The sequence below is a fragment of the Macrococcus armenti genome (assembly GCF_020097135.1).
In the GTDB taxonomy this organism is placed as follows: domain Bacteria; phylum Bacillota; class Bacilli; order Staphylococcales; family Staphylococcaceae; genus Macrococcoides; species Macrococcoides armenti.
Map to the genome: position 1 here is coordinate 1,501,081 of NZ_CP083608.1, position 26,157 is coordinate 1,527,237.

26 protein-coding genes are annotated in these 26,157 nt (G+C 36.9%); 4 read left to right on the top strand and 22 right to left on the bottom strand.

What is annotated here, in order from left to right:
• Nucleotides 1-111: 111 nt before the first annotated feature.
• Nucleotides 112-1,824, bottom strand: coding sequence for an acetate--CoA ligase (gene acsA, locus LAU42_RS07845; protein ID WP_224183064.1), 1,713 nt, complete (start codon nt 1,822-1,824; stop codon nt 112-114).
• Nucleotides 1,825-1,927: 103 nt separating this feature from the next.
• Here acsA and LAU42_RS07850 point away from each other — a divergent pair, with 103 nt between their 5' ends.
• From LAU42_RS07850 to LAU42_RS07860, 3 genes are read left to right on the top strand one after another with little or no spacing between them, the layout of a single operon-like run.
• Complete coding sequence (locus tag LAU42_RS07850) at nt 1,928-2,560, top strand: GNAT family protein (protein ID WP_224183065.1); 633 nt, start codon at nt 1,928-1,930, stop codon at nt 2,558-2,560.
• Nucleotides 2,561-2,569: 9 nt separating this feature from the next.
• Nucleotides 2,570-3,208, top strand: coding sequence for a CBS and ACT domain-containing protein (locus tag LAU42_RS07855; protein ID WP_224183066.1), 639 nt, complete (start codon nt 2,570-2,572; stop codon nt 3,206-3,208).
• Nucleotides 3,205-4,341 carry an acetoin utilization protein AcuC gene (locus tag LAU42_RS07860; RefSeq protein ID WP_224183067.1) on the top strand — a complete coding sequence of 379 codons (1,137 nt, stop codon included), beginning with the start codon at nt 3,205-3,207 and terminating at the stop codon, nt 4,339-4,341. The genes LAU42_RS07855 and LAU42_RS07860 overlap by 4 nt, the downstream gene beginning before the upstream one ends.
• A gap of 350 nt (nt 4,342-4,691) precedes the next feature.
• Here the strand turns inward: LAU42_RS07860 and ccpA are convergent, their stop codons facing one another.
• The 14 genes from ccpA to LAU42_RS07930 all read right to left on the bottom strand — a co-directional run bounded on the left by ccpA (nt 4,692) and on the right by LAU42_RS07930 (nt 18,548).
• A complete protein-coding gene (ccpA, locus tag LAU42_RS07865) occupies nt 4,692-5,684 on the bottom strand; it encodes a catabolite control protein A (protein WP_224183068.1) in 993 nt (330 codons plus the stop codon).
• 91 nt (nt 5,685-5,775) lie between these two features.
• Nucleotides 5,776-6,849: a bifunctional 3-deoxy-7-phosphoheptulonate synthase/chorismate mutase gene (locus LAU42_RS07870; protein ID WP_420908216.1), complete on the bottom strand. Its 1,074-nt coding sequence runs from the start codon at nt 6,847-6,849 to the stop codon at nt 5,776-5,778.
• 78 nt (nt 6,850-6,927) lie between these two features.
• Nucleotides 6,928-7,389 carry a YtxH domain-containing protein gene (locus LAU42_RS07875; protein WP_224183070.1) on the bottom strand — a complete coding sequence of 154 codons (462 nt, stop codon included), beginning with the start codon at nt 7,387-7,389 and terminating at the stop codon, nt 6,928-6,930.
• 51 nt (nt 7,390-7,440) lie between these two features.
• On the bottom strand, nt 7,441-7,971 hold the full coding sequence (locus tag LAU42_RS07880) for a DUF948 domain-containing protein (RefSeq protein WP_224183071.1): 531 nt from the start codon (nt 7,969-7,971) through the stop codon (nt 7,441-7,443).
• Between the two features lie 79 nt (nt 7,972-8,050).
• Nucleotides 8,051-9,343 (bottom strand): UDP-N-acetylmuramate--L-alanine ligase, encoded by a 1,293-nt coding sequence (gene murC / locus LAU42_RS07885; protein ID WP_224183072.1) that lies wholly within the window; start codon nt 9,341-9,343, stop codon nt 8,051-8,053.
• Nucleotides 9,344-9,354: 11 nt separating this feature from the next.
• Nucleotides 9,355-12,192 (bottom strand): DNA translocase FtsK, encoded by a 2,838-nt coding sequence (locus LAU42_RS07890; protein ID WP_224183073.1) that lies wholly within the window; start codon nt 12,190-12,192, stop codon nt 9,355-9,357.
• Nucleotides 12,193-12,201: 9 nt separating this feature from the next.
• Complete coding sequence (gene ytpR / locus LAU42_RS07895; protein WP_224183074.1) at nt 12,202-12,798, bottom strand: YtpR family tRNA-binding protein; 597 nt, start codon at nt 12,796-12,798, stop codon at nt 12,202-12,204.
• A gap of 1 nt (nt 12,799) precedes the next feature.
• On the bottom strand, nt 12,800-13,663 hold the full coding sequence (locus LAU42_RS07900; protein WP_224183075.1) for a DUF1444 family protein: 864 nt from the start codon (nt 13,661-13,663) through the stop codon (nt 12,800-12,802).
• A 91-nt stretch (nt 13,664-13,754) separates the two neighbouring features.
• A complete protein-coding gene (locus tag LAU42_RS07905; protein ID WP_224183076.1) occupies nt 13,755-14,063 on the bottom strand; it encodes a thioredoxin family protein in 309 nt (102 codons plus the stop codon).
• Nucleotides 14,063-15,067, bottom strand: a complete 1,005-nt coding sequence (locus LAU42_RS07910) for a PTS sugar transporter subunit IIC (protein ID WP_224183077.1) — start codon at nt 15,065-15,067, stop codon at nt 14,063-14,065. The genes LAU42_RS07905 and LAU42_RS07910 overlap by 1 nt, the downstream gene beginning before the upstream one ends.
• A gap of 130 nt (nt 15,068-15,197) precedes the next feature.
• Nucleotides 15,198-15,923, bottom strand: a complete 726-nt coding sequence (locus LAU42_RS07915; RefSeq protein WP_224183078.1) for an amino acid ABC transporter ATP-binding protein — start codon at nt 15,921-15,923, stop codon at nt 15,198-15,200.
• On the bottom strand, nt 15,920-16,639 hold the full coding sequence (locus LAU42_RS07920) for an amino acid ABC transporter permease (protein ID WP_224183079.1): 720 nt from the start codon (nt 16,637-16,639) through the stop codon (nt 15,920-15,922). Before LAU42_RS07920 ends, LAU42_RS07915 begins: the two co-directional genes overlap by 4 nt.
• Entirely contained in the window at nt 16,623-17,387 is a 765-nt protein-coding gene (locus LAU42_RS07925) for an amino acid ABC transporter substrate-binding protein (protein ID WP_224183080.1), read from the bottom strand. The genes LAU42_RS07920 and LAU42_RS07925 overlap by 17 nt, the downstream gene beginning before the upstream one ends.
• A 96-nt stretch (nt 17,388-17,483) precedes the next feature.
• Complete coding sequence (locus tag LAU42_RS07930) at nt 17,484-18,548, bottom strand: M42 family metallopeptidase (protein ID WP_224183081.1); 1,065 nt, start codon at nt 18,546-18,548, stop codon at nt 17,484-17,486.
• 49 nt (nt 18,549-18,597) lie between these two features.
• On the opposite strand from LAU42_RS07930, the gene LAU42_RS07935 reads away from it, so the two are divergent.
• Nucleotides 18,598-18,882 (top strand): hypothetical protein, encoded by a 285-nt coding sequence (locus LAU42_RS07935; RefSeq protein WP_224183082.1) that lies wholly within the window; start codon nt 18,598-18,600, stop codon nt 18,880-18,882.
• On the opposite strand, the gene LAU42_RS07940 is transcribed toward LAU42_RS07935, so the two are convergent.
• The 7 genes from LAU42_RS07940 to LAU42_RS07970 form a co-directional block, all read right to left on the bottom strand.
• Nucleotides 18,879-20,066: a MalY/PatB family protein gene (locus LAU42_RS07940; protein WP_224183083.1), complete on the bottom strand. Its 1,188-nt coding sequence runs from the start codon at nt 20,064-20,066 to the stop codon at nt 18,879-18,881. The genes LAU42_RS07935 and LAU42_RS07940 overlap by 4 nt on opposite strands.
• 88 nt (nt 20,067-20,154) lie before the next feature.
• Nucleotides 20,155-20,799: a tRNA (guanosine(46)-N7)-methyltransferase TrmB gene (gene trmB, locus LAU42_RS07945; RefSeq protein WP_224183084.1), complete on the bottom strand. Its 645-nt coding sequence runs from the start codon at nt 20,797-20,799 to the stop codon at nt 20,155-20,157.
• Nucleotides 20,800-20,811: 12 nt separating this feature from the next.
• The gene (locus tag LAU42_RS07950) at nt 20,812-21,603 is read right to left on the bottom strand and encodes a phosphotransferase family protein (protein WP_224183085.1); all 792 of its coding nucleotides are present in this window, start codon (nt 21,601-21,603) and stop codon (nt 20,812-20,814) included.
• Nucleotides 21,604-21,787: 184 nt separating this feature from the next.
• Complete coding sequence (gene pepV / locus LAU42_RS07955; protein ID WP_224183086.1) at nt 21,788-23,197, bottom strand: dipeptidase PepV; 1,410 nt, start codon at nt 23,195-23,197, stop codon at nt 21,788-21,790.
• Nucleotides 23,198-23,284: 87 nt separating this feature from the next.
• Complete coding sequence (locus LAU42_RS07960) at nt 23,285-23,704, bottom strand: YtxH domain-containing protein (protein ID WP_224183087.1); 420 nt, start codon at nt 23,702-23,704, stop codon at nt 23,285-23,287.
• A gap of 56 nt (nt 23,705-23,760) precedes the next feature.
• Complete coding sequence (locus LAU42_RS07965; protein ID WP_224183088.1) at nt 23,761-24,477, bottom strand: pseudouridine synthase; 717 nt, start codon at nt 24,475-24,477, stop codon at nt 23,761-23,763.
• Nucleotides 24,474-26,099, bottom strand: coding sequence for a putative polysaccharide biosynthesis protein (locus LAU42_RS07970; RefSeq protein ID WP_224183089.1), 1,626 nt, complete (start codon nt 26,097-26,099; stop codon nt 24,474-24,476). Before LAU42_RS07970 ends, LAU42_RS07965 begins: the two co-directional genes overlap by 4 nt.
• Nucleotides 26,100-26,157: the final 58 nt, after the last annotated feature.

Genomic DNA, 26,157 nt, shown 5'->3' on the forward strand with positions numbered 1-26,157 from the left:
ATATAATATAGCACGCATATGTTATATTTCAGTAAGAAAACGGACAAGAACAATAAATCATAACGATTTATAAATCTCATCCGGTTCAAATTTAACTTAGTTTTTATTGTATTAATCTTCCATCGTACTTAAATCACCTGTTGGTAAATCAAGTTCCCATGCTTTAAGTACACGTCTCATAATCTTACCCGAACGCGTCTTCGGTAACTTATCTTTAAACTCAATTTCTCTAGGTGCAGCATGTGCTGCAAGTCCTTCTTTTACGAACACACGAATTTCCTCTTTCAGTTCATCTGTCGCTTCGTACCCTTCACGTAGTGCAATAAATGCTTTAATAATTTCACCGCGTACCGGATCCGGTTTTCCGATAACCCCTGCTTCTTGTACTGCTGGATGTTCAACAAGCTTCGATTCAACCTCAAATGGACCGACACGCTCTCCTGCAGTCATAATAACATCGTCTACACGTCCCTGGAACCAGAAATAGCCATCCTCATCCACATACGCAGAATCTCCTGAAATATACCAGTCACCCGGTAAGAAATATGACTTATACTTTGCTTCATTGTTCCAGATTTCCTTCATCATTGAAGGCCATCCTGCTTTCATCGCTAAATTACCCATGCGGTTTGGCGGTAGTACGTTTCCTTCATTATCGACAATTGCAGCTTGTACACCTGGTAATGGTTTACCCATTGAACCTGATTTAATGTCCATCGCAGGGAAGTTAACAATCATATGCGCTCCTGTTTCAGTCATCCACCATGTATCATGAATACGCAGTTTGAACACATTATGTCCCCATTTGATAACTTCAGGATTTAAAGGTTCACCTACTGATAAAATGTGGCGTAAGCTTGATAAATCAAACTTATTGATCACTTCATCGCCCGCACCCATGAGCATTCGGAATGCTGTCGGAGCTGAGTACCATACCGTTACTTTGAATTCCTGAATCGTTCTATACCACCCTTCAGGAGAGAATCTGCCACCAGCAATGACATTCGTTACACCATTCAACCATGGTGCAAATATGCCGTAACTTGTCCCTGTTACCCATCCTGGGTCAGCTGTACACCAGTAAACATCATCTTCTTTTAAATCAAGTACATAATGACCAGAAATGTAATGCTGAATCATTGCTTTTTGAACGTGCAGCACCCCTTTAGGCTGTCCAGTAGATCCTGAAGTGTAATGCAGTATTAACCCATCATCAAGCGTTAACCACTCAATGTCAAATTCATCAGACGCTGCTGTGAACTTTTTATTGAAATCAATATATTCTTCTTCAACATTATCATCTACGACAACAATATGTTTTAAATGCGGTAATTCATCTTTCGGAATACGCCCGAGTAAACTATTCGTCGTAATAATCACACTTGCTTCACTATTTTCTAATCGGTCGCGTACAGCTTTTTCCATAAATGCTTCAAATAATGGTCCGACAATCGCACCGATTTTTAATGTTCCAAGTAGTGCAAAGTATAGTTCAGGTGAACGTGGCATAAAGATAAATACACGATCTCCTTTTTTGACACCCGCTTCCTGAACGAGTACATTCGCTGCTTTATTGGAATTATGTTTCATTTGTTCAAACGTATATGATTCTTGTCGATTAGCATCTTTATAATATAAAGCTACTTTGTCCCCTTTACCATTATCGACATGTTTATCAATACATTCATAAGCCATATTTACTTTTCCTGTATCGTGCCACGAGAAGTTTCGTTCAACCGCTTTCCAGTCAAAGTTTTGATAAACTTCTTCATAGTTAGATAGATTATGATTGCCTTGTACTGCTTCAAAAATTTCTGTTTTCATTTTTTATCCCCCTATGTAATCGTTTTCAATATTACTTTTATATTATATAATAAAGTTAACTGATTTTTCAAAAAATAAAAATAATTTAAATTAAGGAGTGGCTATGAAACATATTAAAACATATTATAAACGCACACTCGATATTAACGGTAAACATATTATTGTTGAAGGCCCGGTAGATAGTAAAACATTAAAACAATATACGTTTGATTCAGGACTTGTTGCATTTAGAATGCCTTCAGAGCAGTTTATTGCAATACAGGAAATTGCTGATTTAGAAGAAGGACGTATCATTATATGTCGTGATAAGGACAATATTATCGGTTATACAACTTACCTTTATCCTGATCCTCTAGAGCGCTGGAGCGATGGACAACTCCCTTACTTACTTGAACTCGGGGCAATTGAAATTAGCGTAGATTATCGCGCAATGGGTCTCGGGAAAGCGATGCTTGAACTCTCAATGTTAGACGATATGATGGAAGATTACATTATCATTACGACTGAATATTACTGGCACTGGGATTTAAAAAATAGTGGACTGGATGTATTCGAATATAAAAAGATTATGCAGAAAATGATGGCTGCAGGTGGAATGGAAGTCTTCTCAACAGATGACCCAGAGATTACGAGTCATCCCGCAAACTGTCTCATGGCTAGAATCGGTAACCGCATTACTAATGATCAAATTCAGGCTTTTGATAATATCCGATTTCAAAATCGATTTTTCTTATAGGAGGACATTATGTTAGTAGAACGTATTATGACATCACCTTGTATTACATTTCATGTGAACGATTCAATTGAAGACGCGATTAAACTTATGCATGATAAAAAAATTCGTCACTTACCAATTGTAGATGACGCACAACACTTACTAGGTATTATATCGGATAGAGAAATTAAAGAAGTACTGCCTTCATTGCTGAAACAGGACGTTGAAATTGATTATGACGTACCGATTTCTAATATTATGCAGCAAAACGTAATTACATGTCACCCACTGGACTTTGTAGAAGATATCGCAATCGACTTCTACGATTCTTCTATCGCGAGTATTCCTGTCGTACAAAATTATAAAGTAATTGGTATCGTAACGAGCAAAGATATGCTGAACACATTTATCGAACTGACAGGCGTAACGAGGCCTGGTACGACAATTCAGATCAGTATTCCTGATGAAGCTGGTATTATGCATGAAGTTACAGAAGTATTCCATCGACATAAAATTAGTATCGAGAGCATTCTCGTATTCCGGGATAAAGAGCAGGCCGGTAAAAAAATCGTCACGTTACGCATGCTCGCAATGAATCCGAACATTGCCATTTATGATCTGGAGCAAAAAGGATTTAAAGTATTAAATCCTTTTGAACTCGGCCTATGACGAAATTCGTATATTCTGAACAACTTCTGCAATATAGATTTCGTGACGATCACCCGTTTAACCAGATGCGTTTACTGTTGACGAAAACGTTACTGGAGCAACTGAAACTATTAAATCAGGAAGATATCATATCACCTCGTATCGCAACGGACGAAGAATTAATGCTTATCCATCAGGCAGAATATATCGAAGCGGTAAAACGTGCAGGATATGGTGAGCTAAGCGACGAGGAATGCGATAAGTTCGGACTCAACTCTAATGACACGCCAAACTTTCAGAATATGCATGAAATGAGTGCCGCACTTGTTGGTGCGACGCTAACTGCATGTGATATCGTCATGAAAGGAATTGATCATACCGCATGCAATTTTGGTGGTGGGCTACACCATGGGTTTAAAGGGCGTGCTTCTGGATTTTGTATCTATAACGACTCCGCAGTCGCAATTGAATACATGAAACAAAAATATCATCAGCGCGTGCTCTATATTGATACTGATGCACATCACGGTGATGGTGTACAGTTTTCATTTTATAATGACAATGAAGTGATGACATACTCTATTCATGAAACTGGTCGTTACTTATTCCCTGGAACTGGCGCAATTACCGAAAAAGGTGAAGGCGACGGTTACTTATACAGTATGAACATCCCGATAGATGCATACACTGAAGATGATTCATTTCTTGCGTGTTTTGAAGAAAGTTTACGTGTCGCATGTGAATTTTTTAAACCGGATATTATACTCAGTCAAAACGGTGCTGATGCCCATTATCTTGATCCGTTAACACATCTTTCATGTACACATAAAACATATCAGCACATTCCACAAATCGTACATCGACTTGCACAGGAGTATACGAACGGAAAATGGATAGCTGTAGGTGGCGGTGGATATAACGTCTTTCAAGTTGCCCCGCTTGCATGGGCGCAAGTATATAATGCGATGCTTGGCAATACGTATCTGGAAGGCTTTATACCTCGTGATTGGATTGACATGTGGCAAAGTAAAGCACATATTAAAATACCCGACACCTGGAATGAAGATTTAGAAGAATATAAAACAATACCGAGAAGGCATGATATTGAAGAGAAAAATAAAATGATGCTCGCACGAGTTATTCAGCATTATTAAGAAGATTCAGGTTGAGTCAAGGTGGCACGTGTTTTTTATATACGTGCCACTTTGATTACTTTAGCACCTCGATCACGCTCAAGGTGGCACGTGTTTTTTATATACGTGCCACTTTCATCACTTTAACACCTCTATCACGCTCAAGGTGGCACGTGTTTTTTATTTACGTGCCACTTTAGTCACTTTAACACCTGTATCATGCTCAAGGTGGCACGTGTTTTTTATTTACGTGCCACTTTAGTCACTTTAACACCTGTATCATGCTCAAGGTGGCACGTGTTTTTTATTTACGTGCCACTTTAAAGAAGTTTCCATCCAATAAAAAAGAACCTGGCAAAATCACCAGGTTCTTATTTTTTCGTCGTACCACGATATTCAATTCTATACGGTAATACAACTTTCTGATCTTCTATCGGTTCATCGTTCATATACTTCGTAAGTAGACGCATGCCCACTGCTCCAATATCATAAAGCGGTTGCATTACACTTGATAATTTTGGACGAACCATCTTCACTAATCTTGTATTATTAAAGCTGATTACTTGCAGGTCATCCGGTATCACTTTTCCGTCATCCTGCGCTGCATGAACAATGCCAATCGCCTGCTCGTCACTAATACATAACACAACTTCAGGATTTGTATCTTTAATCGCTGCATAAGCTTTTTCACCATCTAAATACTGCTCTGTACCGATATATTGTGCAGCTTCAGGTAACGTAATACCATGTTCAGAAAGTAATGTCTGCATGCCTGTTAATACATCAATTTGTGCTTTTTCTGAATAGCCGCCTCCAACAAATGCAAAGCGTTTTATACCCGTTTCAATAAACTTATTTGTAATCTCTTTACTTGCATTTACATAATCAATATTTACTGACGGTAAACTTTCATCCTGATCCAATGTTCCGGATAACACAACAGGTACACTCGATTTCTGAATCATTTCTGCAGTTTTATCTGATAATGTCCCACCTAAAAAGATAATACCATCTACTTGTTTTGATAATAAATTATTGAATATTTCTATCTCTTTTACCGCATCGTTATCAGAGTTTGAAATGATTGTCTGATACTTGTACATTTTTGCGATATCTTCTAAACCACGCGCAAGTTCGGAGTAATACATATTAGAAATATCCGGTATAATTACGCCCACTGTCGTTGTTTTCTTACTTGCTAGTCCACGCGCAACAGCATTTGGACGATAGTTTAATCGTTCGATTACTTCATTAACACGATCGCGTGTTGCTGGTTTCACATTTGGATTGCCATTTACAACACGAGATACTGTTGCCATTGATACTTTAGCTTCACGTGCTACATCATATATTGTTACGGTCATGTTTACCTCCTGAAAACGTTTTATTTCTTATTCTAACACGTTTTCACAGACTTTTCATTCTAAATGATTTTTTTACTCAAAAAAATTATTGTTAAAATTTACTTTTAAACTCATTTAACGCTTTATAGAAACTTTCAAACTCTTCAAAGTTCATTTGCTGACCTGCATCACTTAATGCAACAGATGGATTTGGGTGTACTTCTGCCATAACACCGTCTGCACCTACTGCAAGCGCGGCACGTGCTACAGGTAACATAATATCTTTACGTCCAGTTGAATGTGTCACATCAACCATAACCGGTAAATGTGTTCCTTGTTTTAATATCGGTACTGCAGATATATCCAACGTATTACGCGTTGCTTTTTCGTACGTTCTAATGCCGCGTTCACATAAAATGATTTTAGAGTTGCCCTGTGCGTAAATATATTCCGCTGCAAAGATAAACTCTTCAATTGTTGCACTGAGTCCACGCTTAAGGAGTACCGGTTTGTTTGTACGACCTGCTTCTTTAAGTAGTTCGAAGTTCTGCATATTACGCGCTCCGATCTGGAACACATCCACATATTGATCCGCAAGTTCAAAGTGTGCCGGATTAACGATTTCACTCACGACATTTAAATTATATCGCTTACCAGCTTCATGTAATATTTTAAGTCCTTCTTCCCCAAGACCTTGGAAGTCATATGGTGACGTTCTCGGTTTAAATGCACCACCGCGAATAAATTTTTCGCCTTTTTCGTATAAGTTTTTAGCAACTGCTTCAACTTGTTCCTTTGATTCGACAGAACAAGGACCAAATACGAATGAAGTCGTACCTACTCCGATAATGCCACCGTTATCAAATTGAACGATTGTATCTTCTTGTTTTAGCTTTCTTGATACTAATAAATGTTTCTCACTTTCAGACTTCTGAAGTTCCGTTGATGCTTTAAAAATCTCTTTGAACAATTGCTTTATCACATTATCATCAAATGGCCCTTCATTTAAATCCTGCAGTTTATTAATCATTTCCTTCTCACGCTCAGGATCATAAATTGCGCTGCCTTGTTTACGTTTTTCATGACCAATCTGTTTTGCGATTTCGCCACGTTCACTTAATAAATTTAATATTTCAATGTTTATTGTTTCTATACGTTCTCTTAAACTATTTAAATCGTTCATGATTAGACCTCTTTTATTATAAATTAAAAAATAGTAAACTATAGGCCTACTATTTTATCATATCATAAAAAGATATTGTGATTATTTGTTTTTAGGTGACAGATTTTTTGCGATTTCAATCGTTTTTTCTTTTTCATCAAGTGCTTCAGACTTATTTTTTAAGTCTTTATCAACGACTGCATCCGGTTGTTTTAATGTATCATCGTTTACTTCTGATTTAATCGCATCTTTTTGTAACGCTAAATCTGATTTATTATCTTTAGACATATCATTTTTAAATTGCGCTGCTTTCTCTTTAAAACTTTCTGCATTTTTAATTTGGTTGTTATACGTTTGTGCAGACTTTTCCTTTAATGCCTCTACCTTGCTACTAATATCAGACTGTAATGCTTTACCTGACTTCGGTGCTGCAAGTAATCCGATAAATGAACCGATTGCAAGCCCTGCTACTAAACCAATTGAAAAATCACGTGCTGAAGTATCTACTTTCATTTCGTATTCTTTTACTGTATGTGTATGTAAATCCCTATTGTAAGTTTCCATCGTTATTCCTCCTAAAAAAAGAATGTACATAATGTACATTCCCTTAATGGTTTACTTTAAACCTGCATTAATTTTATTCTGATCTAAATGATCACCTTTAGTTTGTGTTGCATTAAAGTTGTTTTGTGGTGTGCGATAAATATCGTCGTTAAAGTTTACTGAATTACGACGCTGCTTTCTCATTTGCCATTTATCAGCTACTTCCATTGCAACGTTTGACCATTGAACAACTTGAGAAATTTTGTCTTCGTTTTGTGAGATGTTATGTGTAATTGAAGAAGTGATATTGTTAACAGAGCTGTTTAAGTTCTGTACTGAGTCACCAATTCCTTTAACTGCATCTACAACTGAGTTTAAACGTTGAGATTTGTCCTGAACATCTTCAGCTAAACGGTTTGTTTTGTGTAATAAGTCAGTAGATTCACGTGTGATTCCCTGAATTTGTCCTTCAACACCATCTAAAGTTTTAGCTACGTGGTCTAAGTTTTTCTTAACTGACATTAATGTAATGCCGATGAACACACATAGAATTAAAAATGCAATCGCAGCGATTAATCCCGCAATCGGTAAAATCCATTCCATAAAAACGCCTCCTAATTGATTAACTTGTTATACTGTAAATTACCCTAAACATTTATCATTAAACATCATATCACAATTATTACAATTTTTCATAAGATGCCTGAATTTTTTGTATATCTCCTGCGCCCATGAAAATAATAACGGCATCGTAATGCTGTTTTAATAGATTAACGTTAGATTCATTAATCAGTTCTGCACCCGGAATTAATATTTGCAGGTCACCGATCGTAAGTTCTCCGCTTTGTTCGCGAGCTGATCCGAATATATCACATAAGTATACTTTGTCCGCCAGTTTTAAACTTTCTGCAAAATCTTCTAAAAAGGCGCTCGTACGTGAGAAAGTATGTGGCTGGAATACAGCAACAACTTTACGTTCAGGATACTTTAAATGTGCAGATTGAAGCGTTGCTTTAATTTCAGTCGGATGATGTGCATAGTCATCAATAAGTACTTGCTCGTTCTGAACCTTTTCGCTAAAGCGACGCTTTACGCCTCCGAATGTGCTCAGTGCATGTTTTACTCTATCTCTATCCAAACCTTCTAAAGTACAAATCGTTACAACAGCAAGTGCATTTAATACTTGATGATCCCCATACATTGGCGTTGTAAATGTATCGATGAATTTGCCATCAATATATACATCAAAATTTGTCCCTTTTGGAGATGTCTCAATGTTTTTAGCGACTACTTTATTATTGTCACCAAAACCATAATAATAAATCGGAATTTCCGTTTCAATATCACGTAAATTCTCATCATCACCACATGCGACAATTGCTTTCTTTACTTTCTTCGTCATTTCCTGGAATGCATTGAATACGTCACTCATTGAAGCAAAGTAATCCGGATGATCAAAGTCTATGTTCGTAATAATCGCATAGTCCGGTGAGTAACTTAAAAAATGTCTGCGATACTCACACGCTTCAAACGCAAAGTACTCACTGCCCGGCATACCCATGCCTGTACCGTCACCGATTAAGTAAGAAGTTTTCTTGTCTCCGTTCATCACATGTGATAATAATCCAGTCGTAGATGTCTTACCGTGAGAACCTGTAACAGCAACTGACGTATAGTGACTCATAAAGTCACCTAAGAAATCATGGTAACGTGTCACTGTCAGACCTAGCTCATGCGCACGAACGATTTCTTCGTGATCATCATTAAAGGCATTACCGGCAATAATCGTCATACCTGCTTTAATATTATCTTTATTAAATGGTAAAATCGTAATGCCTTTTTCCCTTAAAGCTTTTTCCGTGAAAAATTCTTTCTCGATATCCGATCCTTGTACTGTCTCACCCATATCGAATAAGATTTGTGCTAATGCACTCATTCCTGAGCCTTTAATACCAACGAAATGATATAAAGTCATAAAGTCATCTCCTAATAGTCTTCTTGTTTTTCTGTAATTAATACATCTCTCGGTTTAGAGCCGTTCTGACCGCTCACATAACCGAGTTCTTCCAATTGATCAATAATACGTGCTGCTCTATTATATCCTATTTGGAAACGCCTTTGAATTTGTGAAGTCGAAATATGGCCTTCTTCAATCATAAAGTCACATATTTCATTGAACAGCTCATCTTTAGGTTGCTCTGATAATTTCTTTAACAGTGTCTTCTCATGGAATAAATAATTCGGCTCACCTTGTGATTTTATGTAGCTTACAACTTCGTCAATCTCTCTGTCAGAAATGTAACTACCTTGAATTCGTATCGGTTTATTCATACCATTACCTAAATACAGCATATCTCCATTGCCGAGTAACTTTTCAGCACCGCCGCTATCAAGAATTGTTCTGGAATCTACTGAAGAAGAAACCATAAATGCAATACGTGTCGGCACATTTGCTTTTATAAGTCCTGTTATGACATTAACAGATGGTCGTTGCGTCGCTAATATTAAATGTATGCCTGCTGCACGTGCTTTTTGTGCAATACGCGCAATTGAATGTTCAACATCTTGTGGTGCCATCATCATTAAATCAGCCAGTTCATCAATAACTACGACAATCTTCGGAATTCTATCCTGATAACTTACTTTCTGATTGTATGCAGTAATATTGCGTACATGTACATCAGCAAAGATCTGATATCTACGTTCCATTTCACCTACAACCCATTTTAAACTTTCAGTTGCTGCTTTCACATCTGTTATAACAGGCGCAATTAAGTGCGGTAAATCATTATATGGTGCAAGTTCCACCATTTTAGGATCGATTAATAATAACTTTAATTCGTTAGGATTATTACGATATAAAAGCGAAATTAAAATCGAGTTAATACATACAGATTTCCCTGAACCTGTAGCACCGGCAATTAATCCGTGCGGCATCTTAGCTAAATCCATAATCATCGGTTCGTTATTAATTCGCGCACCGAGCGCTACCGATAAGTTACTATCTGAGAACTTCATCTTTTTACTGAAGACGATTTCACTTAAATTAACGTTACGTGTTTCAACGTTAGGCACTTCTACTCCAACGAGTGATGTACCTGGAATCGGCGCTTCAATACGAACATCTTTCGCTGCGAGTGCCATCTTGATATCATCCTGTAAGTTCGTAATACGTGAGACTTTAACACCTTTTTCAACAGACAGTTCAAAACGTGTTACTGAAGGACCTACGACAACATTTTCAACTTTAGCCGGTACATTAAAGTGATAAAACGCATCATCTAGTTGCGCTTTATGTTCTTCAACCCATGATTCATCGCGCTCCATATTGTCCGCAGGTGCGAGTAAGCTGACAGGTGGAAGTAAATATTTCGGTCCTTTACGCTTAATTTGCTTCGCCTTATCAAGCTGTTTCTGTTCAGTTGAAGCTTTAGTTGTCTGTTCGATAACGTGTGCTTTTTCTTGTGGTTCATCAATGACACGCTCTACTGAAGATTCACTCGTTTGTCGTTGCTGCATTAAACGTTTTTTATCACTTGGCGTCATCACAACATTGAACGGTGTCACTTTTTCCTTTTTAATTTCAGGCATCAATACGGGTTCTAATGATTTAGTGTCTTCAACTGTATCTTCGTCTTCAACTGCACCCTCGTCTATGTCTGTTTGTGTATCATTATCGTCAAATACTACTTCATCAAAAGTAACATCTTCAAATTCGTCATCAACAATATCCGTTTCATCTAAATCAATGATATCCTGAACATCTTCTGCCACTTCTGGAACTTCGTCTGTATCTTCATCCAACGCTGTTTCAAACGCAATATTTTCGTCCATATATTCCGTTTCATCTTCGTTTTCATTTGAAGTAAATGTATACGTTTCACCTTCTGATAATTCAAACACATCTTCATCATCATTTACTTCAACTTTAATTGGAGATGTTGTTACGCCATCAAGAGATTCATTTGATACGATTACATCATCTGATAATGTTACGACATCATCACTTACTTTGTTTTCTACAACATGATCATCTACTTCAATATTACGTTCTTCATCACGATGAATGTATGACTTTATTGCTTCTTGTTGTGCAGTTATCTTTGCACGCTCTTCCTGAAATGCTTTTTGACGTTGTAGCTTTTTCTCACGTTCTTTACGAATTTCCGCTACAATTTGAGATGCATATACGTTTTCAATATTCACTGTATTATCCGATTTGCGATAAGTCGGCGTTTCAGGTCGTTCATTTGTAACTTTCTTAGCAACTATTGGTGGTCTCTGTTTTAAATTTGATGGATCTTTTCTGCTCTTTGTGCCATATATTGCTGAAGGAACTTCTGATGCTTTAAATTTCGGCTGATGCACTCGATATGCTTTATCTACTTGTGCATCGTAAGAGCTTTGTGACGTTTCAGATTTTGGTCTGCCTAAAGGTGATGTTTCAACTTTATAGCCAACACGCGTACTTGTTTCATGCGTTTTACTTCGTACACTTTCACGATGAACAGGTACACTTTCTTCACGCATCCTGCGACGTTGACGACGTGGTACGTACGTCTCATCAAACGATGAAGGACGGCGTCTGTAATGTGTTTGTTCCACTACTTGTTCATCATGCATAGATTCATCGTAAGTAAGCGCATCTGTATGAGAATGTTCAATATCGCTATCTTTCGTCTTAATATTATCGACATTTAACGGAAATCTGAACTTACCACGCGGTCTGCGATATACATCATTTTCTGTTTCTGATAATCGTTCAGCTCTTATTGCTTCGGTATCTTGTTTTGTTTCTCCGAATATTTTATCAAACCAGCTCATGTGATCACCTTACTTCTCTTTAAAGAAGTCTTCGCCGATTGTATAGTCGTCATTTAATACAAGAATACCTTTTTTCTCTTCTGAATCAGTAAGCCCAAGTTCACGCTCAGAACAAATCATACCTTTTGACGGTACGCCGCGTAGTTCAGCATCTTTAATCATCATACCGCTTGGCATTACAGCACCAACTTTGGCAACAACAACTTTCTGACCTTGTGCAATATTTTTAGCGCCACAAACAATCTGTAACTTTTCAGTACCAACATCAACTTGTGTAACATTTAATTTATCTGCATCCGGATGTTTTTCACATGATTCAACAAAACCTACAACAAATTTCGGAGATAAATCTACTTCAAGTGGTGAAGTTAAACCTTTCTCCTGAAGTAATGCGTTAATTTCATCAACAAGCTTTTCTGTAAGCTTCAATTCACCTTTTGATTCAAGATTTAATGATTTTACACCTTTAACGTTATATCCAACGACTTTTTCATCTTTTTTTATCGTAATAATATCTCCATTTTTTTCATAAGTAAATGGCCCTTCTACCGGCTCTAATGTAATAAATAAGTAATCTCCAACAATCTCATTATAAAAAATATTCATCTTATTGCTCCTTATCCTTTTTTTCTTGTTCAAATTTTTTACGATTTGCTTCAATACGCTGAATCGCTTCCTGATTACGCTTTGCATTATTTTTCCCAAGAATAAATACAGGTGTTAAAGTGCCGTCTTCATACTGGAATGACAGTGATGTTATTGGCACTAATCCATTTGCAAAGAACTGCATCGTCATTTGTGCTAATACATCATAACCTGTTTCATTCTGAATATCTGCGATGATGAGCACATCACCATGTGGTACTGCGACTAACATCTCACCTGTTATTTTATCACGGAATGACTTTAAAAGTTGCTTGTTTAATAAACGACTTGCGTCATAACCATCGTTTGAATTAAAGAAATAATATGTATTACCACTCACAGTATCTGTTTTATACGGATTACTTAATCCATTCAGATTAAATAATGCCTGTTCTTTCACATGTGATTCAGATAAATTTAATTTCTCCAGTACTTCCTCATCGATTAATCGATACGTATTACCTAAATCGACTGCGTAATAAATGTTCGTCTCTGCAGTATGCTCCGTAATTAGAAATGGAATACCGTTTTGCTCTTTCTGAAAACTTGTCGCACGCACAACTGGCATTATTATCGGTTTGCCATCGAATGGATTTGCATCCCCAAAAGCATGTATCGTTTCTCTAATGTAGTATAAAACTTCTTCTAATATCTTCTCTTTCTTTTCTTTATACTTTGCTGCTACAGGTGCAAGCTTTAACGTTAATCCTTTTTGATTATCGTTACGTTCTATTCTTAGCGTCTCTTCTTTACGATCAAATTGGAACGTTACAGCTTCATCCTTTAAAGCATCTTTTAAGTAATCTCTTATTTCAAAAACATTCATTGTAACACTCCTCACATAACATTCATTGTACAATAAAACCACTGCATATAAAAGCAGTGGTTACTCATAAGGTTATCTTAAAAGTGATAATTTATAATCCTCTAATAAATGTATCGATTTCTTCTTTTGTTTTTCTATCTTTAGATACGAAGCGGCCGATTTCCTCACCTCTATCAAACGCGATAAAGCTTGGAATGCCCATCACATCATAATCTACAGCAAGGTCGATAAACTGATCTCTATCGACTGAAACGAACTGATAATCATTATGCATATCTTCAATTTCAGGTAAGTGTGGTGCAATAAAGTGACAATCCGGACACCATCCTGCTGTAAACATTGCAATTGTTGGTTTTTGAATACTTTCTTTAAACATCACAACTGACGTAATTTCTTTCATTATCTTTCTCCTCCTGTCGAAATTTTCTGGTCACCCGGCTTAATTAAATTAGCGCGTAACATCATCATATAAATAATATAACTGATACCACCCGGTAAAATAAAATGAAATAGTCCGATTTGCATCCACGTTTGTAATGATGCACCCATCGTTTTAATCGTCATGATCTGACCTACAAATCCACTCGTTCCCATACCGGCACCTGCAGCAACATTGTGCATCGGCCAGAGCGTCGTCATTATTGGTGCGATTATGATACTTGCAATTACAGGTGGCACAAGTATTAATGGGCGCATCATATAGTTTGGAATTTGAATTTTACTCGTTCCGATACCATGTGCAACGATACTTTGAAACCCATTATCCTTATATGCTGTTACTGCAAACCCAACCATATGACAACAACAGCCGATCGTAGCTGCAGCTGCAGCTGTGCCGTTAATATTTAACATTAAAGCAAGCGCTGCACTGGAAATTGGGCTTGATAGTGTTAATCCAAATACGAGTGCAACAAGCATGCCCATGAGTAGTGGTTGCTGCTCCGTTGCAAATGAAATAAACTCTCCAAGTGACAGCATTACTTTCTGAATAAATGGTCCAGTAAGCTTTGCGATACCACCCCCGATGAGTAACGTTAAAAGCGGTGTTAATATAATATCGATTTTCGTTTTCCCGCTATAGAGTCGACCGAGTTCACTTGTCGCTAAACTTACGATATAAGTCCCGGCAGCGCCACCTAATTCATACCCATACATACCGGTCACAGCACTTGAGAATATGACCATTGGCTTAGCACCGAGTCCATATGCTACAGCAACCCCTACTGCTGCACCTGTATAACTTTTTGCGAGTTTACCGATTTCGATTAACATTGATGTATCAAACAATGGCTTTAATTCTGTTCCTAACGTTTCCAGTATTAATCCGATAATCAACGAACAGAAAAGTCCAAGCGCCATAAAGCTCATACCATCAACGAACCATCGCTTTAATAAATTTTTCAATATTCCAGCCCCTTTAAGTTTTCATTTTTTACAGACATATTACAATTATAATAGCATAACGTGTATTACTACTTAATAATTTATTTAAAAATAGCGCCCAGTGAATAATCACTAGGCGCTATTGTACCGCTTATGCGATGACGTTTAAAAATTTCTTCAGATGTTCTGATTGTGGTGCATTAAAGATACGTTCAGGTGTATCAATTTCTTCAATATGACCGTTATGAATAAACGCAACTTTATCCGCTACATTTTTAGCGAAATTCATCTCATGTGTAACAATGACCATCGTCATACCTTCATCTCGGAGGTCTTTAATGACGTTCAGCACATCCTGAACAAGTTCCGGATCAAGCGCAGATGTCGGTTCATCAAAGAGCATGACTTTCGGATTCATCGCAAGTGCTCGGGCAATTCCAACACGTTGCTGCTGACCTCCACTAAGTGATACCGGGTATTGATCCTTAACATGTATTAAGTCGACTTTCTGTAATAAGTTCAGCGCAATTTGTTCCGCTTCACTTTTTTTCATCTTCTTAACCTGCACTAACCCTTCCATTACGTTTTCCAGCGCTGTCATATGCGGGAACAATTGAAAGTTCTGAAATACCATTCCTGACTTTTGTCGCACTGCAATTTGAGATTTTCTGTCATCGTTCTTATACGTTAATCCATCTACCGTAATCGTACCTGACGTTGGTAATTCAAGCGCATTTAACATACGGAGTAATGTCGTTTTGCCTGAACCACTTCTACCGATGAGCACAACCACTTCACCGTTTTTCACATCCAGATCTACGTTTTGAATTACTGTTTTAGTACCAAATGTTTTTACTGCATTACGTACTGAAATCATCGCTGATACTTCCTTTCTACGTGCATCTCATATCGACCTTGTACGATTGAAATGATAAAACATACTACCCAGTACATTAAACCGACAAGCACATATATCGATAAGAATTCATAGCTTGTTGCTGCGATTTCCTGTGCTTTTCGGAACATTTCAGCGACAAGAATAAATCCTAATAGTGAAGTATCTTTCACTAAACTGAGTAAAGTATTGCCGAGTGCAGGAACTGAAACACGCATCGCCTGTGGTAACACGATACGTTTCATCGTCATCCACTCACTCATCCCGATAGAATACGCGGCTTCTTTCTGACCTTGTGGGATCGATAATATACCACCACGAATAATTTCAGATGCATATGCACCTACGTTTAAGCTCAGACCGATAATCGCAGCAACTACTGGTGCGATATTCAGTTTAATATCCGGATTCCCTGTAATAAGACGTCCTACTTCAGGTATTCCGTAAAATATAATAAATAACTGAACGAGCATTGGTGTTCCACGAATAATCGAAACATATACCCTTGATATTCCTTTTGCAACTTTACTTCGTGACACACGCATCAGTGCAGTGATAATTGCGATGATTAAACCGAGAATAAATGTAGCTATAGTAATAGGGATTGAATAATTTATCAATCCCCATAACATCGGTTTAAAAGCTTGTCTCGCCGCATCCAGTGCATGGTATTGCTCTTCATTAAGCTTTAGAAACATCTTCACCAAACCATTTCTTACTTATTTTTGTTAATGTACCGTCTTTTTGTAGCGCATCAATTGCTTTGTTAATATCTTCTATGACTTTTTTATCTGTTTTCTTCGTAAATACAAATCCAGATTGACTCTTCTCTGCATTACCTGTAATTAATTTAATGTCTGCTGATTTCTTTTGTTTCTGATAATCTAAAACTGATAATTTATCATTGAATGTACCTTCAACTCGGTTCGATAAAACCATTTCCATCGCTTGGTTGAAACCTTCTACAGATGTGATTTCAGCGCCTTTGTCTTTCGCTAATTTACCGTAGTTTGAAGTTAATGTCTGAGCTAATTTTTTACCTTTTACATCATCAAATGATTTAATTGTATCATTGTTTTTACGCACTACAAGTACACCTTCAGAATACGTATAAGGATTTGAGAAGTTATATTTTTCCTTACGTTCTGCATTAATTCCTACTTGGTTTGCAACTGTATCAAAACGTCCTGCATTTAAACCTGAGAACATTGAATCCCATTGTGTTTCAACAAATTTCACTTTATAACCTGCTTTTTTTGCAACAGCTTCTGTAACTTCTACATCGTATCCAGTTAACTTACCATCTTTATCATGGAACGTAAATGGTGCATAAGTTCCTTCAGTTCCGACTGTTAATGTCTTACTATCCTTCTCTTTACTTTCATTGCTGCCACATGCTGCTAATACAAATATAAACGCTGTAAGTAACGCTAATAATTTTTTCATTCTTCCATTCTCCTATTCATATCATTTTACTCGGAATAGGTTTTATTTTATACCATTTCTCATTTAAGTCAACAAAAAGATACTTAATTACTCGGATTAATTTTTCTTTAGAAATGCAATTACTTCATCATCAAGTTTTTTAAGCAGTGCCATCATTCCGTCGCGCGCTGCTTCGTAATCTCTAATATCAAAAATCGTATGGTTAGAATGAATGTAACGTGCCGGTACACCGATTACAGCAGTCGGAACACCTTCATTAGAAATATGAATCTGACCGCCATCAGTACCACCTGGTGATTGATAATACTGATAGAGAACATCGTTTTCTTCATATACATCAATTAATAACTGTTTGAACGAAGGTTTTAAAATCATCGTTCTATCAATAATACGCAGTAATGTACCACCGCCAAGTTTACCGTTGTCACTTTCCTTACCTGCCATATCATTTGCCGGAGAACAGTCAACGACGAGCGCAACATCCGGTTGAATCATATTTGCAGCTGGTCCTGCACCACGCAGTCCGACTTCTTCCTGAACATTTGCTCCGATATACAGATCAAACGGTAAGTCTATATCTTTCAAACGTTCCATCACATCTACAATAATTGTACAGCCGTAACGGTTATCCCATGCTTTACATAAAAAACGATGTTCCGTTAACTGTTTAAATTCTACTTCCGGAACGATTACATCTCCTATATTAACACCCATCTCGAGTACCATCTCTTTACTTTCAGCACCGATATCAAGCATCATATCAGAAATTTGAGGCGTGCCTTCGTTTCCTGTTCTGAAATGTTTCGGTAAGCTTCCGATGATCCCCGTAAACGCTTTACTATCTTTCGTTAACACTTTCATACGTTGTGCCTGCAGTACATCTTCCGGCCATCCACCAAGTGAAGTAAATTTGAGCATACCGTTTTGAGTAATATGTGTAACCATAAATCCAACTTCATCCATATGTGCTGCAATCATTACTTTTTTAGCATTGTGCTGTTTGCTTTTCTTAACGAAATAAATGCCACCTAACCCATCCTGGATGACCTCGTCTGCTAATGGTGATAATCTATCTCTTAAATAATTTCGAACTAAATATTCATGTCCAGGTGCACCGTGAAGTTCTGTTAAAGTACGAATTGTTTCTGTTAATGTTGTCATGATGTTTCTCCTTTATGATAAAATAATGTAAAAATGGAGGGATATAATTATGAAAAAACGTTATTTATTAGTCATTCCCGTTGCAATCGCTGCACTATATTACAGCAGGAACAACGTTGCAATGAAACACCCAAAGAAAGTACTTGAAGAAACGAAACAGGCGTATCGTGATGTAACAGGTTCTGCAATAAACTATACCCCGGAAAAAGTTATTAAGTTTGGTGCAATCACTCACGTATATCGCGGAATGATCAACACGCCGAAATCAAATCATGAATTTATCGCTGATTGTTATACAGGTGAATTAATAGATGTACAGGAAATCGTTTTTTAATGTTGTTCGGATTTTAAATGATTAAATGCTTTCTCTATCGCATGTAACCCTTGCATTAACTTCTCCTTACTACAAGCGACATTTAACCTGAAGTGCGTACTTGCAGCCATTTCGTAAGTATTACCGATACCTGTTGCAATACGCCCTTCATTTTGTAATGCATCCTGTACTTCCACTTCAGAAAAACCGCTCTTTTCAAAGTTTATCCATGCAAGAAATGTACCATCTGGTTTACGGAAAGATAATACATCATTTAAACGTTCTTGAATAAATGTTTCTGTAAGCTGCATATTCGTTTCTATATGTGCATTCAGCGCATCAACCCATTCACCACACTGCATATACGCAGCACGTATCGCAGTTAATCCAAGCATGTTCGGTGCACCTATGCCATATACACCGGCAATCTTTGTCTGAAGTAATGTTTTCATATAATGATCTTTCGTTACATAGTACGCATGTGGAATGCCGGATATGTTAAATGTCTTTCCTAAACATGTAGTGACGATAATTTTATCATAATCAGACATGTATTTTATTAAAGAATGATGCACACCTCGACGTACGAAATCCATATGAATTTCATCTGAAATAATATATACATCATGTTTTTTGCATATTTCAATGATCTTTATTATTTCTTCTTCTCTGAAAACTTTCCCAGTAGGATTATGAGGATTGCAGAATAAAAACACTTTGTTGTGAGGCATTTGACATAAATATTCAAACTGCACAAAATCCATCGAATACTGATCCTCATCATCAAACAAATCACAACCCACAATCATACGTTTATTCCCCTGAATTAAATTCAGGAAATTATTATAGGAAGGTATGTTTACGATAACGCCATCACCTTCATTCGTAACAGAGCGTATCACTTCTGTTACCGTAAATAATACACTCGGACTATATGCGATATCCTGTTTTAACACATTCATATTAAAGCGTGTACTGAACCAATGTCTGATAGGCATATAAAACTGATCATTATTCCAGTTTGTATAGCCATATATCGGATGTTCTAATCGTTTTTGCAATGCTTTTGTTATCACTTCCGGCGTTACAATATCCATATCTGCAATCCAGAATGGCATGAGGTCTTTACGCTGATACATTTGAGAAAGTAGCTCATAAGCTACTGCGTTTGTCGCACTTCTATCAATATGTGCATTAAAATTCACGACGATCTCCCCTTTTCTTTCACATTCCTTATTCTTAGTCTACATGAATCTTCCCAATAAAAAAAGAGAGAGACTGACCATAAAATGGTTAATCTCTCTCTCTGAATTTCGCTTCTAAACGATTTATTCTAAATCCTTTATTTGAAAACTTCTCTTCATATTCAGTTCGAATATTATCAGTAGGTTCCTGCTCATGTAAATTTAAATTAATATTTTTAAGTTTCATACCGTAATGACTCATACTCTCGATTGAATATTCGAATAAACCTTGATTATCAGTCTTAAAATGAATCTCTCCATCATTATTCAATACAGTTTCGTAAACTTTAAGGAAATTTTCATGTGTTAAACGTCGTTTCGCGTGACGCGTTTTAGGCCAGGGATCTGAGAAATTTAAATAAATTCTATCGATCTCACCTGGATTAAAAATGTCTGTTAATTTCTCTGCATCTACAGTTAAAAGACGTAAATTTTTAATGTTTTGGTCCACAGCTTTCTCAACGATTCGTATCATTACATTTTTATCGCGTTCAATACCGATATAGTTAATATGTGGATTTGCTTTTGCCATTTCGGTAATAAAGCGTCCCATACCGCTTCCAACTTCAATATGAATCGGTTGCTTCTCTTCAAACCAATCGATGATATGGTCCTTACGTGTAAGGTCGATACTCACGATATCATCGTGTGCAAGAAGATAATCTTCTGCCCACGGTTTATTTCTCATTCTCATAATGTTGCTCCTTTAAATAAAACGATTCAAGTTCAGTACTTCATCTAAAAATTTAAGCCATTCGTTTAAGTCGTGATAACGACTTTTCTCTTCATACCATTCAATCATTGCAATCGCTTGAATAATCGTGTACCACTTCATACGTTTTTCAAGGTCTGTCGTATACGTAATTCCGTACGTATCCAACCAGACTTTCCAGTCTATCGAGTCACGATATGTATATAAAATCATACCGATATCAATCGCAGGGTCAGCGATCATCGCACCTTCCCAATCAACGAGAAATAGTTCATCCTGATCTGACAACAGCCAGTTATTATGATTCACATCACCGTGACAAACCGTATAAAATTTACGATCAAGCTTTGGCATATGCTCCTCAAGATAAATAAGCGCTTTACGTACAGTATGATGTGTCAGTACATTACGTGAAAGCGATGCATTTATCTTTTTCAGAAGAATTTCAGGGTCCATCGGTTTCATTTCAAGACGCTTTAACATATTCAGAAGTGGCTTTGAAGTATGTATTTTCTTCAGTAGCGATGCAACACGTTGTGATTTCATCTCATCATGTGTTAACGATCGACCATTCTTCCAGTGTTGTGCAGTAACGACTTCACCTGTTTCTATTCTTTTCGTCCATACAAGTTTCGGCACGATACCTTCTGCAGAAAGTGCAGCAAGGAACGGTGAGGAGTTACGCTTTAAGAAAAGCTTTCTGCCGTCCTGTTCTGCCATATATGCTTCTCCAGATGCACCACCAGCTGAATCTAATGTCCAACCGAGCTGATAGAAATGTTCCAACGTGTTTCACCTCCTGTTTCAAGAAAAAAGAAAAGGCACGAGAAAAAATCTCTTGCCTTATTCAGTCCGAACAATTTAATGTCTTATTTAAATTTTATAACCTTTTACGTTTTAATTCAAGTATTACTTTAAATGATATGATGAACTTTTGTTCATATTACAATAAATGGTTCATTGTAATAAATTATTCACCTTCAACACATACTGAATGAATCGCTTCTAAGTAAATTGCAGTCGCATCAAACAGCTGCTTTTTCGTAATATATTCATTTTTCTGATGCATTAAATCTTCTGAGTCTTTAAACATTGCACCGAATGCAACACCTTTTTCCATAGTACGTGCATACGTACCGCCACCAATCGTATAAGGTTCTGTCATGTCACCTGTCTGATTACGGTATGCCTGCAATAATTTCTGTACGAATGGGTCGTTTTTATCAACGTAGTGCGGTACTTGATGTTTCGTCACTTCAACTTCAAACTGAGGAGCGATTGCACTAGATAACTTGTCGATTTCATTATCGAATTCAAATCCGTTTGGATAACGTAAGTTAACGCCGTATACGCCACCATCCACGTCTGTATAACTAATAATACCGATGTTCGTTGTAAGTTTACCTAATTCAGGCGTCTCCATTTGTACACCTAACTTTTCACCGAAGTGAGAATCAAATAGTTGCTCATCTCCTAGCTGAACAAAAGTTTTTGACTTTTTATCAAGGTCTAAACTGTTCAGGAAGTGAATTAAATACAGTCCGGCATTAATACCTTTGAATGGTTCCATACCATGAACTGATTTTCCTTCAACTTCTAACTTCAACTGACCGTTATCTACATAATGTTTACCTTCTAAACTATGTTCCTTTAAGAATCCTTCAAAGCTTTGAATAACGAATGCCATCTGCTCGTTAACTATAAGTTGTGCTTCAGCATGATCCGGTACCATGTTGTAACGTTCACCTGACTTTAATGCTTTTAATACGACTTCAGGTGTCGTTTCACTTTCTTCATCGCTAACTTGAATAATATCAAATGATGAAAATCCTTTTTCACCATGAATTAACGGGAAGTCAGCATCTGGTGCGATACCTAAGTCAGGCATCGGCTCTGTTTCAAAGTATCGATCTGTACATTTCCACTCCGACTCTTCATCAGTACCGATAATAATATGAATACGCTTTTTCCAGTCCACTTTCATATCTTCTAAAATTTTTACTGCATAATACGCTGCAATCGTCGGCCCTTTATCATCTAAAGTCCCACGTGCGATAATGCGATCTTCAGTCACCGTTGCATTGAATGGATCTGTATCCCATCCACTCCCTTCCGGTACTACGTCAACATGACCAAGAATACCGAAAATTTCGTCGCCTTTACCCGCTTCAATACGGCCTGCAATGTGATCTACGTCATGTGTATTAAAGCCGTCTCGCTTTGCAAGTTCGTACATATAGTCGAGTGCAGCGCGTGGACCAGGACCAACTGGATGTTCTGCATCTGCCAGACTATCGTCACGTACACTTCGAATATTAAGCAGACCTGTTAAGTCTTCTATCATTTTATCTTCGTATTGTGCTACTTTTTCTCTCCACATAATAACGCCTCCTTAAGTATTAACAACTCTATTATACAGAAAACACCATAAAAAAAGAACACATCGGTTAGATGTGTTCAAATTATATTATTTTAAGTCGTCTTTACTTACTGCATTCGGATTTTTAGCAGCAACATCTGCATCTGTTACGATATGGATATTATTAGCGCCACCTTCATCGTCGAAGTTCTGAACGTCTTCTTGTACGTTATCATTTTTAGATAACTTTTCTTTAATTGGTGCAGCTTTTTCCTGAACCTTTTGTGTTAAGTTTGCTTTGTAGCTTTCTGGATTTTCTTTCGCTTTGTTGATTTCTTCTTTAGCAACTTGCTGTAAATTCGCTGCTTTTTCTTTAGCGTTATCAGCATAAGCTTTAGGGTCCTGTTTCGCTTTGTTGTATTCTTCTAATAATTTATCTCTGTTTTCTTTTTTAGAAAGTAACGCTGCTACTGCAGTACCTCCAATTACTAATGCTGCTCTTAATAAACCTGCTTTTTGTTTCGCCATAATAATAACACCTCTTTGTTTTATTTGTACTCTATTTATACCCATAACAATTTACGTTAAACATGAGATATTATTTTTACTAAATTAATTTCATGCTGCGATAACTTTCTATACTCACCGAGCGCTAAATTTTCATCTAAAGTTAAGCTTCCCATCTTAATACGTTTTAAATAAATGACTGTCATTCCGACAGACTGGAACATGCGTTTTACTTGATGAAATTTACCTTCCTGTATTACGAGTGTAATTTCAGAAACTGTATCTGACTTAATGATTTCAAGCGTGGCAGGCATCGTTTCATATCCGTCATCCAACGTTACACCTGCTTTAAATGCTTTAACAGTTTCTTCTGTAACAACACCTTCAACATGTGCATAGTACGTTTTATCAACGTGTTTTTTCGGACTGAGCACATCATGTGAGAACTGACCGTCATTCGTTAATAATAGTAAACCTTCAGTATCTTTATCGAGACGTCCAACTGGATGCAGATCATAATGGTCAAAACCCTCAATCAATTGTAATACGGTCTGATCTTTGTAATCTTTCGTACTTGAAATGTAACCGGATGGTTTATGCAGCATAATGTAGACGAAAGGCTCATAGTCTACTTTTTCACCTCGTACCGCAATATGATCCCGCTCAGGATCAATTTTAATGTCTGCTTTCTTTATCGTTTTGTCATTTACTGAAACTCCACCATGCTTAACGAGTAACTTAACTTCTTTTCTTGACCCGTAACCATGATTACTTAAAAATTTATCAAGCCTCATCTTACAAATTTCTCCCTTAACTTTTGAACACGTTCACCAAAGAATGCATCTGCTAAACGTGATTTCATTGAAAGATATGCATATATTACTGCACCTGTGAACGCACCAACGAATAATATAATAAGTGCTTCTAATTTGTGTGAAACATGTAAAAATTGAATCAGCACTACCATAACAAGCTCGACGCTTACAACCATAATTAAACTATATAAGAAAATATGAAGCATTTGTTTATACGTTGAACGGAATTTAAAGCCTGCATACTTTTTGATGACATAAAAATTGCACAAAATATTTACAGTTAATGCAATCGCTGTTGCAATAACCGCACCTTCAGTATGGAACAGATAAATCATCGGATAGTTGATAACAAGCTTTACAAATAATGATGCGAGTACGATATAAACAGTTAATGCCTGTTTATCAATCCCTTGTAACATTGCAGCTGTAACACTTACAAGTGCTAACAGAATTCCAACTGGCGCATAGAAAAATAATAAGTGGCTCGCGACAGCATTATAACTGTAGAAAACTGTATATAAAGGTGTTGCTAAAATCATAATACCGAGTGATGCAGGTACCGTCAGAAACATTAATATACCTAATGACGTCTTAATTTGATGATGCATTTCCTTTATTTGACCTGAAGCGTGCGTTCTCGTTATTGAAGGCACGAGACTAATTGCAAATCCTGCTGCAAGTGATGTCGGAATCATCACAAGTTTATTCGTCGTCGTATTCAGCATCGTAAGCAGCATATCATGTGTTTCACCTGGAACGCCTGCTGCTGTTAATGCTCTATTGTGCGTAAACTGATCGATAATTTGATACAAAGGAATCGCAAGACTTACGATAACAAACGGAATACTGTACATTAATATTTCTTTATACATACTTTTGTATGAAACGTCTGTATTAGTTACATCACTATTTACCATCTCATCGATAAACGGCTTACGTTTTCTCCAGTAATACCATAGCGTTAATATTGCGCTGAATGCACCGATAGCTGCAGCAAATACTGCAATTTCATTTGCTAATAGTACAGATTTATTCATTACATTCAACACTAAAAATGATCCTGCTAATAAAAACGCAATACGTGCGACTTGTTCTACCACTGTAGACACTGCAGTAGGTCCCATTGAATCATACCCCTGGAATATACCGCGCCATGTTGCAAGGAACGGTATGAATATAACAGCAAATGATACGACGCGTATAATTTCAGTAATTTGTTCTACAGACCACATACCTGAATCCGACTTCGATACAGATGCTTCTGCGATTAATGGACTTACTGCATATAATATAATAAATCCAAGTATCCCTGTAATGCCCATTACTAAAAGTGAAGACTTATAAAGTTTATAACTCACTTTATATGCACCTATCGCATTGTATTTAGATACATACTTTGCAACTGCAAGTGGTACCCCACCAGCTGCAATAACAAGCATAACTGTATATGGTGGATACGCCATATTATACGGTGCTAAATTTGCTTCACCACCGATAATAGCGTAAAACGGTATGATATACAGTATCCCTAAAATCTTTGTAATAAATATACTTGCTGTCAGAATAAATGTACTTCTGACGAGCGAATTTCCTTGTGACATATCTTCATCCCTATCTTAATTTTTTTACAATGCTGTTTAATGTTTAATATCATAACAC

Bases quoted from the DNA above. Each gene is read 5' to 3' on its own strand.
- acsA (WP_224183064.1), bottom strand. From the start codon at position 1,824: ATGAAAACAGAAATTTTTGAAGCAGTACAAGGCAATCATAATCTATCT.
- LAU42_RS07850 (WP_224183065.1), top strand. From the start codon at position 1,928: ATGAAACATATTAAAACATATTATAAACGCACACTCGATATTAACGGT.
- LAU42_RS07855 (WP_224183066.1), top strand. From the start codon at position 2,570: ATGTTAGTAGAACGTATTATGACATCACCTTGTATTACATTTCATGTG.
- LAU42_RS07860 (WP_224183067.1), top strand. From the start codon at position 3,205: ATGACGAAATTCGTATATTCTGAACAACTTCTGCAATATAGATTTCGT.
- ccpA (WP_224183068.1), bottom strand. From the start codon at position 5,684: ATGACCGTAACAATATATGATGTAGCACGTGAAGCTAAAGTATCAATG.
- LAU42_RS07875 (WP_224183070.1), bottom strand. From the start codon at position 7,389: ATGGAAACTTACAATAGGGATTTACATACACATACAGTAAAAGAATAC.
- LAU42_RS07880 (WP_224183071.1), bottom strand. From the start codon at position 7,971: ATGGAATGGATTTTACCGATTGCGGGATTAATCGCTGCGATTGCATTT.
- murC (WP_224183072.1), bottom strand. From the start codon at position 9,343: ATGACTTTATATCATTTCGTTGGTATTAAAGGCTCAGGAATGAGTGCA.
- LAU42_RS07890 (WP_224183073.1), bottom strand. From the start codon at position 12,192: ATGAGCTGGTTTGATAAAATATTCGGAGAAACAAAACAAGATACCGAA.
- ytpR (WP_224183074.1), bottom strand. From the start codon at position 12,798: ATGAATATTTTTTATAATGAGATTGTTGGAGATTACTTATTTATTACA.
- LAU42_RS07900 (WP_224183075.1), bottom strand. From the start codon at position 13,663: ATGAATGTTTTTGAAATAAGAGATTACTTAAAAGATGCTTTAAAGGAT.
- LAU42_RS07905 (WP_224183076.1), bottom strand. From the start codon at position 14,063: ATGAAAGAAATTACGTCAGTTGTGATGTTTAAAGAAAGTATTCAAAAA.
- LAU42_RS07915 (WP_224183078.1), bottom strand. From the start codon at position 15,923: ATGATTTCAGTACGTAATGCAGTAAAAACATTTGGTACTAAAACAGTA.
- LAU42_RS07920 (WP_224183079.1), bottom strand. From the start codon at position 16,639: ATGTTTCTAAAGCTTAATGAAGAGCAATACCATGCACTGGATGCGGCG.
- LAU42_RS07925 (WP_224183080.1), bottom strand. From the start codon at position 17,387: ATGAAAAAATTATTAGCGTTACTTACAGCGTTTATATTTGTATTAGCA.
- LAU42_RS07930 (WP_224183081.1), bottom strand. From the start codon at position 18,548: ATGACAACATTAACAGAAACAATTCGTACTTTAACAGAACTTCACGGT.
- LAU42_RS07935 (WP_224183082.1), top strand. From the start codon at position 18,598: ATGAAAAAACGTTATTTATTAGTCATTCCCGTTGCAATCGCTGCACTA.
- trmB (WP_224183084.1), bottom strand. From the start codon at position 20,799: ATGAGAATGAGAAATAAACCGTGGGCAGAAGATTATCTTCTTGCACAC.
- pepV (WP_224183086.1), bottom strand. From the start codon at position 23,197: ATGTGGAGAGAAAAAGTAGCACAATACGAAGATAAAATGATAGAAGAC.
- LAU42_RS07960 (WP_224183087.1), bottom strand. From the start codon at position 23,704: ATGGCGAAACAAAAAGCAGGTTTATTAAGAGCAGCATTAGTAATTGGA.
- LAU42_RS07965 (WP_224183088.1), bottom strand. From the start codon at position 24,477: ATGAGGCTTGATAAATTTTTAAGTAATCATGGTTACGGGTCAAGAAAA.
- LAU42_RS07970 (WP_224183089.1), bottom strand. From the start codon at position 26,099: ATGTCACAAGGAAATTCGCTCGTCAGAAGTACATTTATTCTGACAGCA.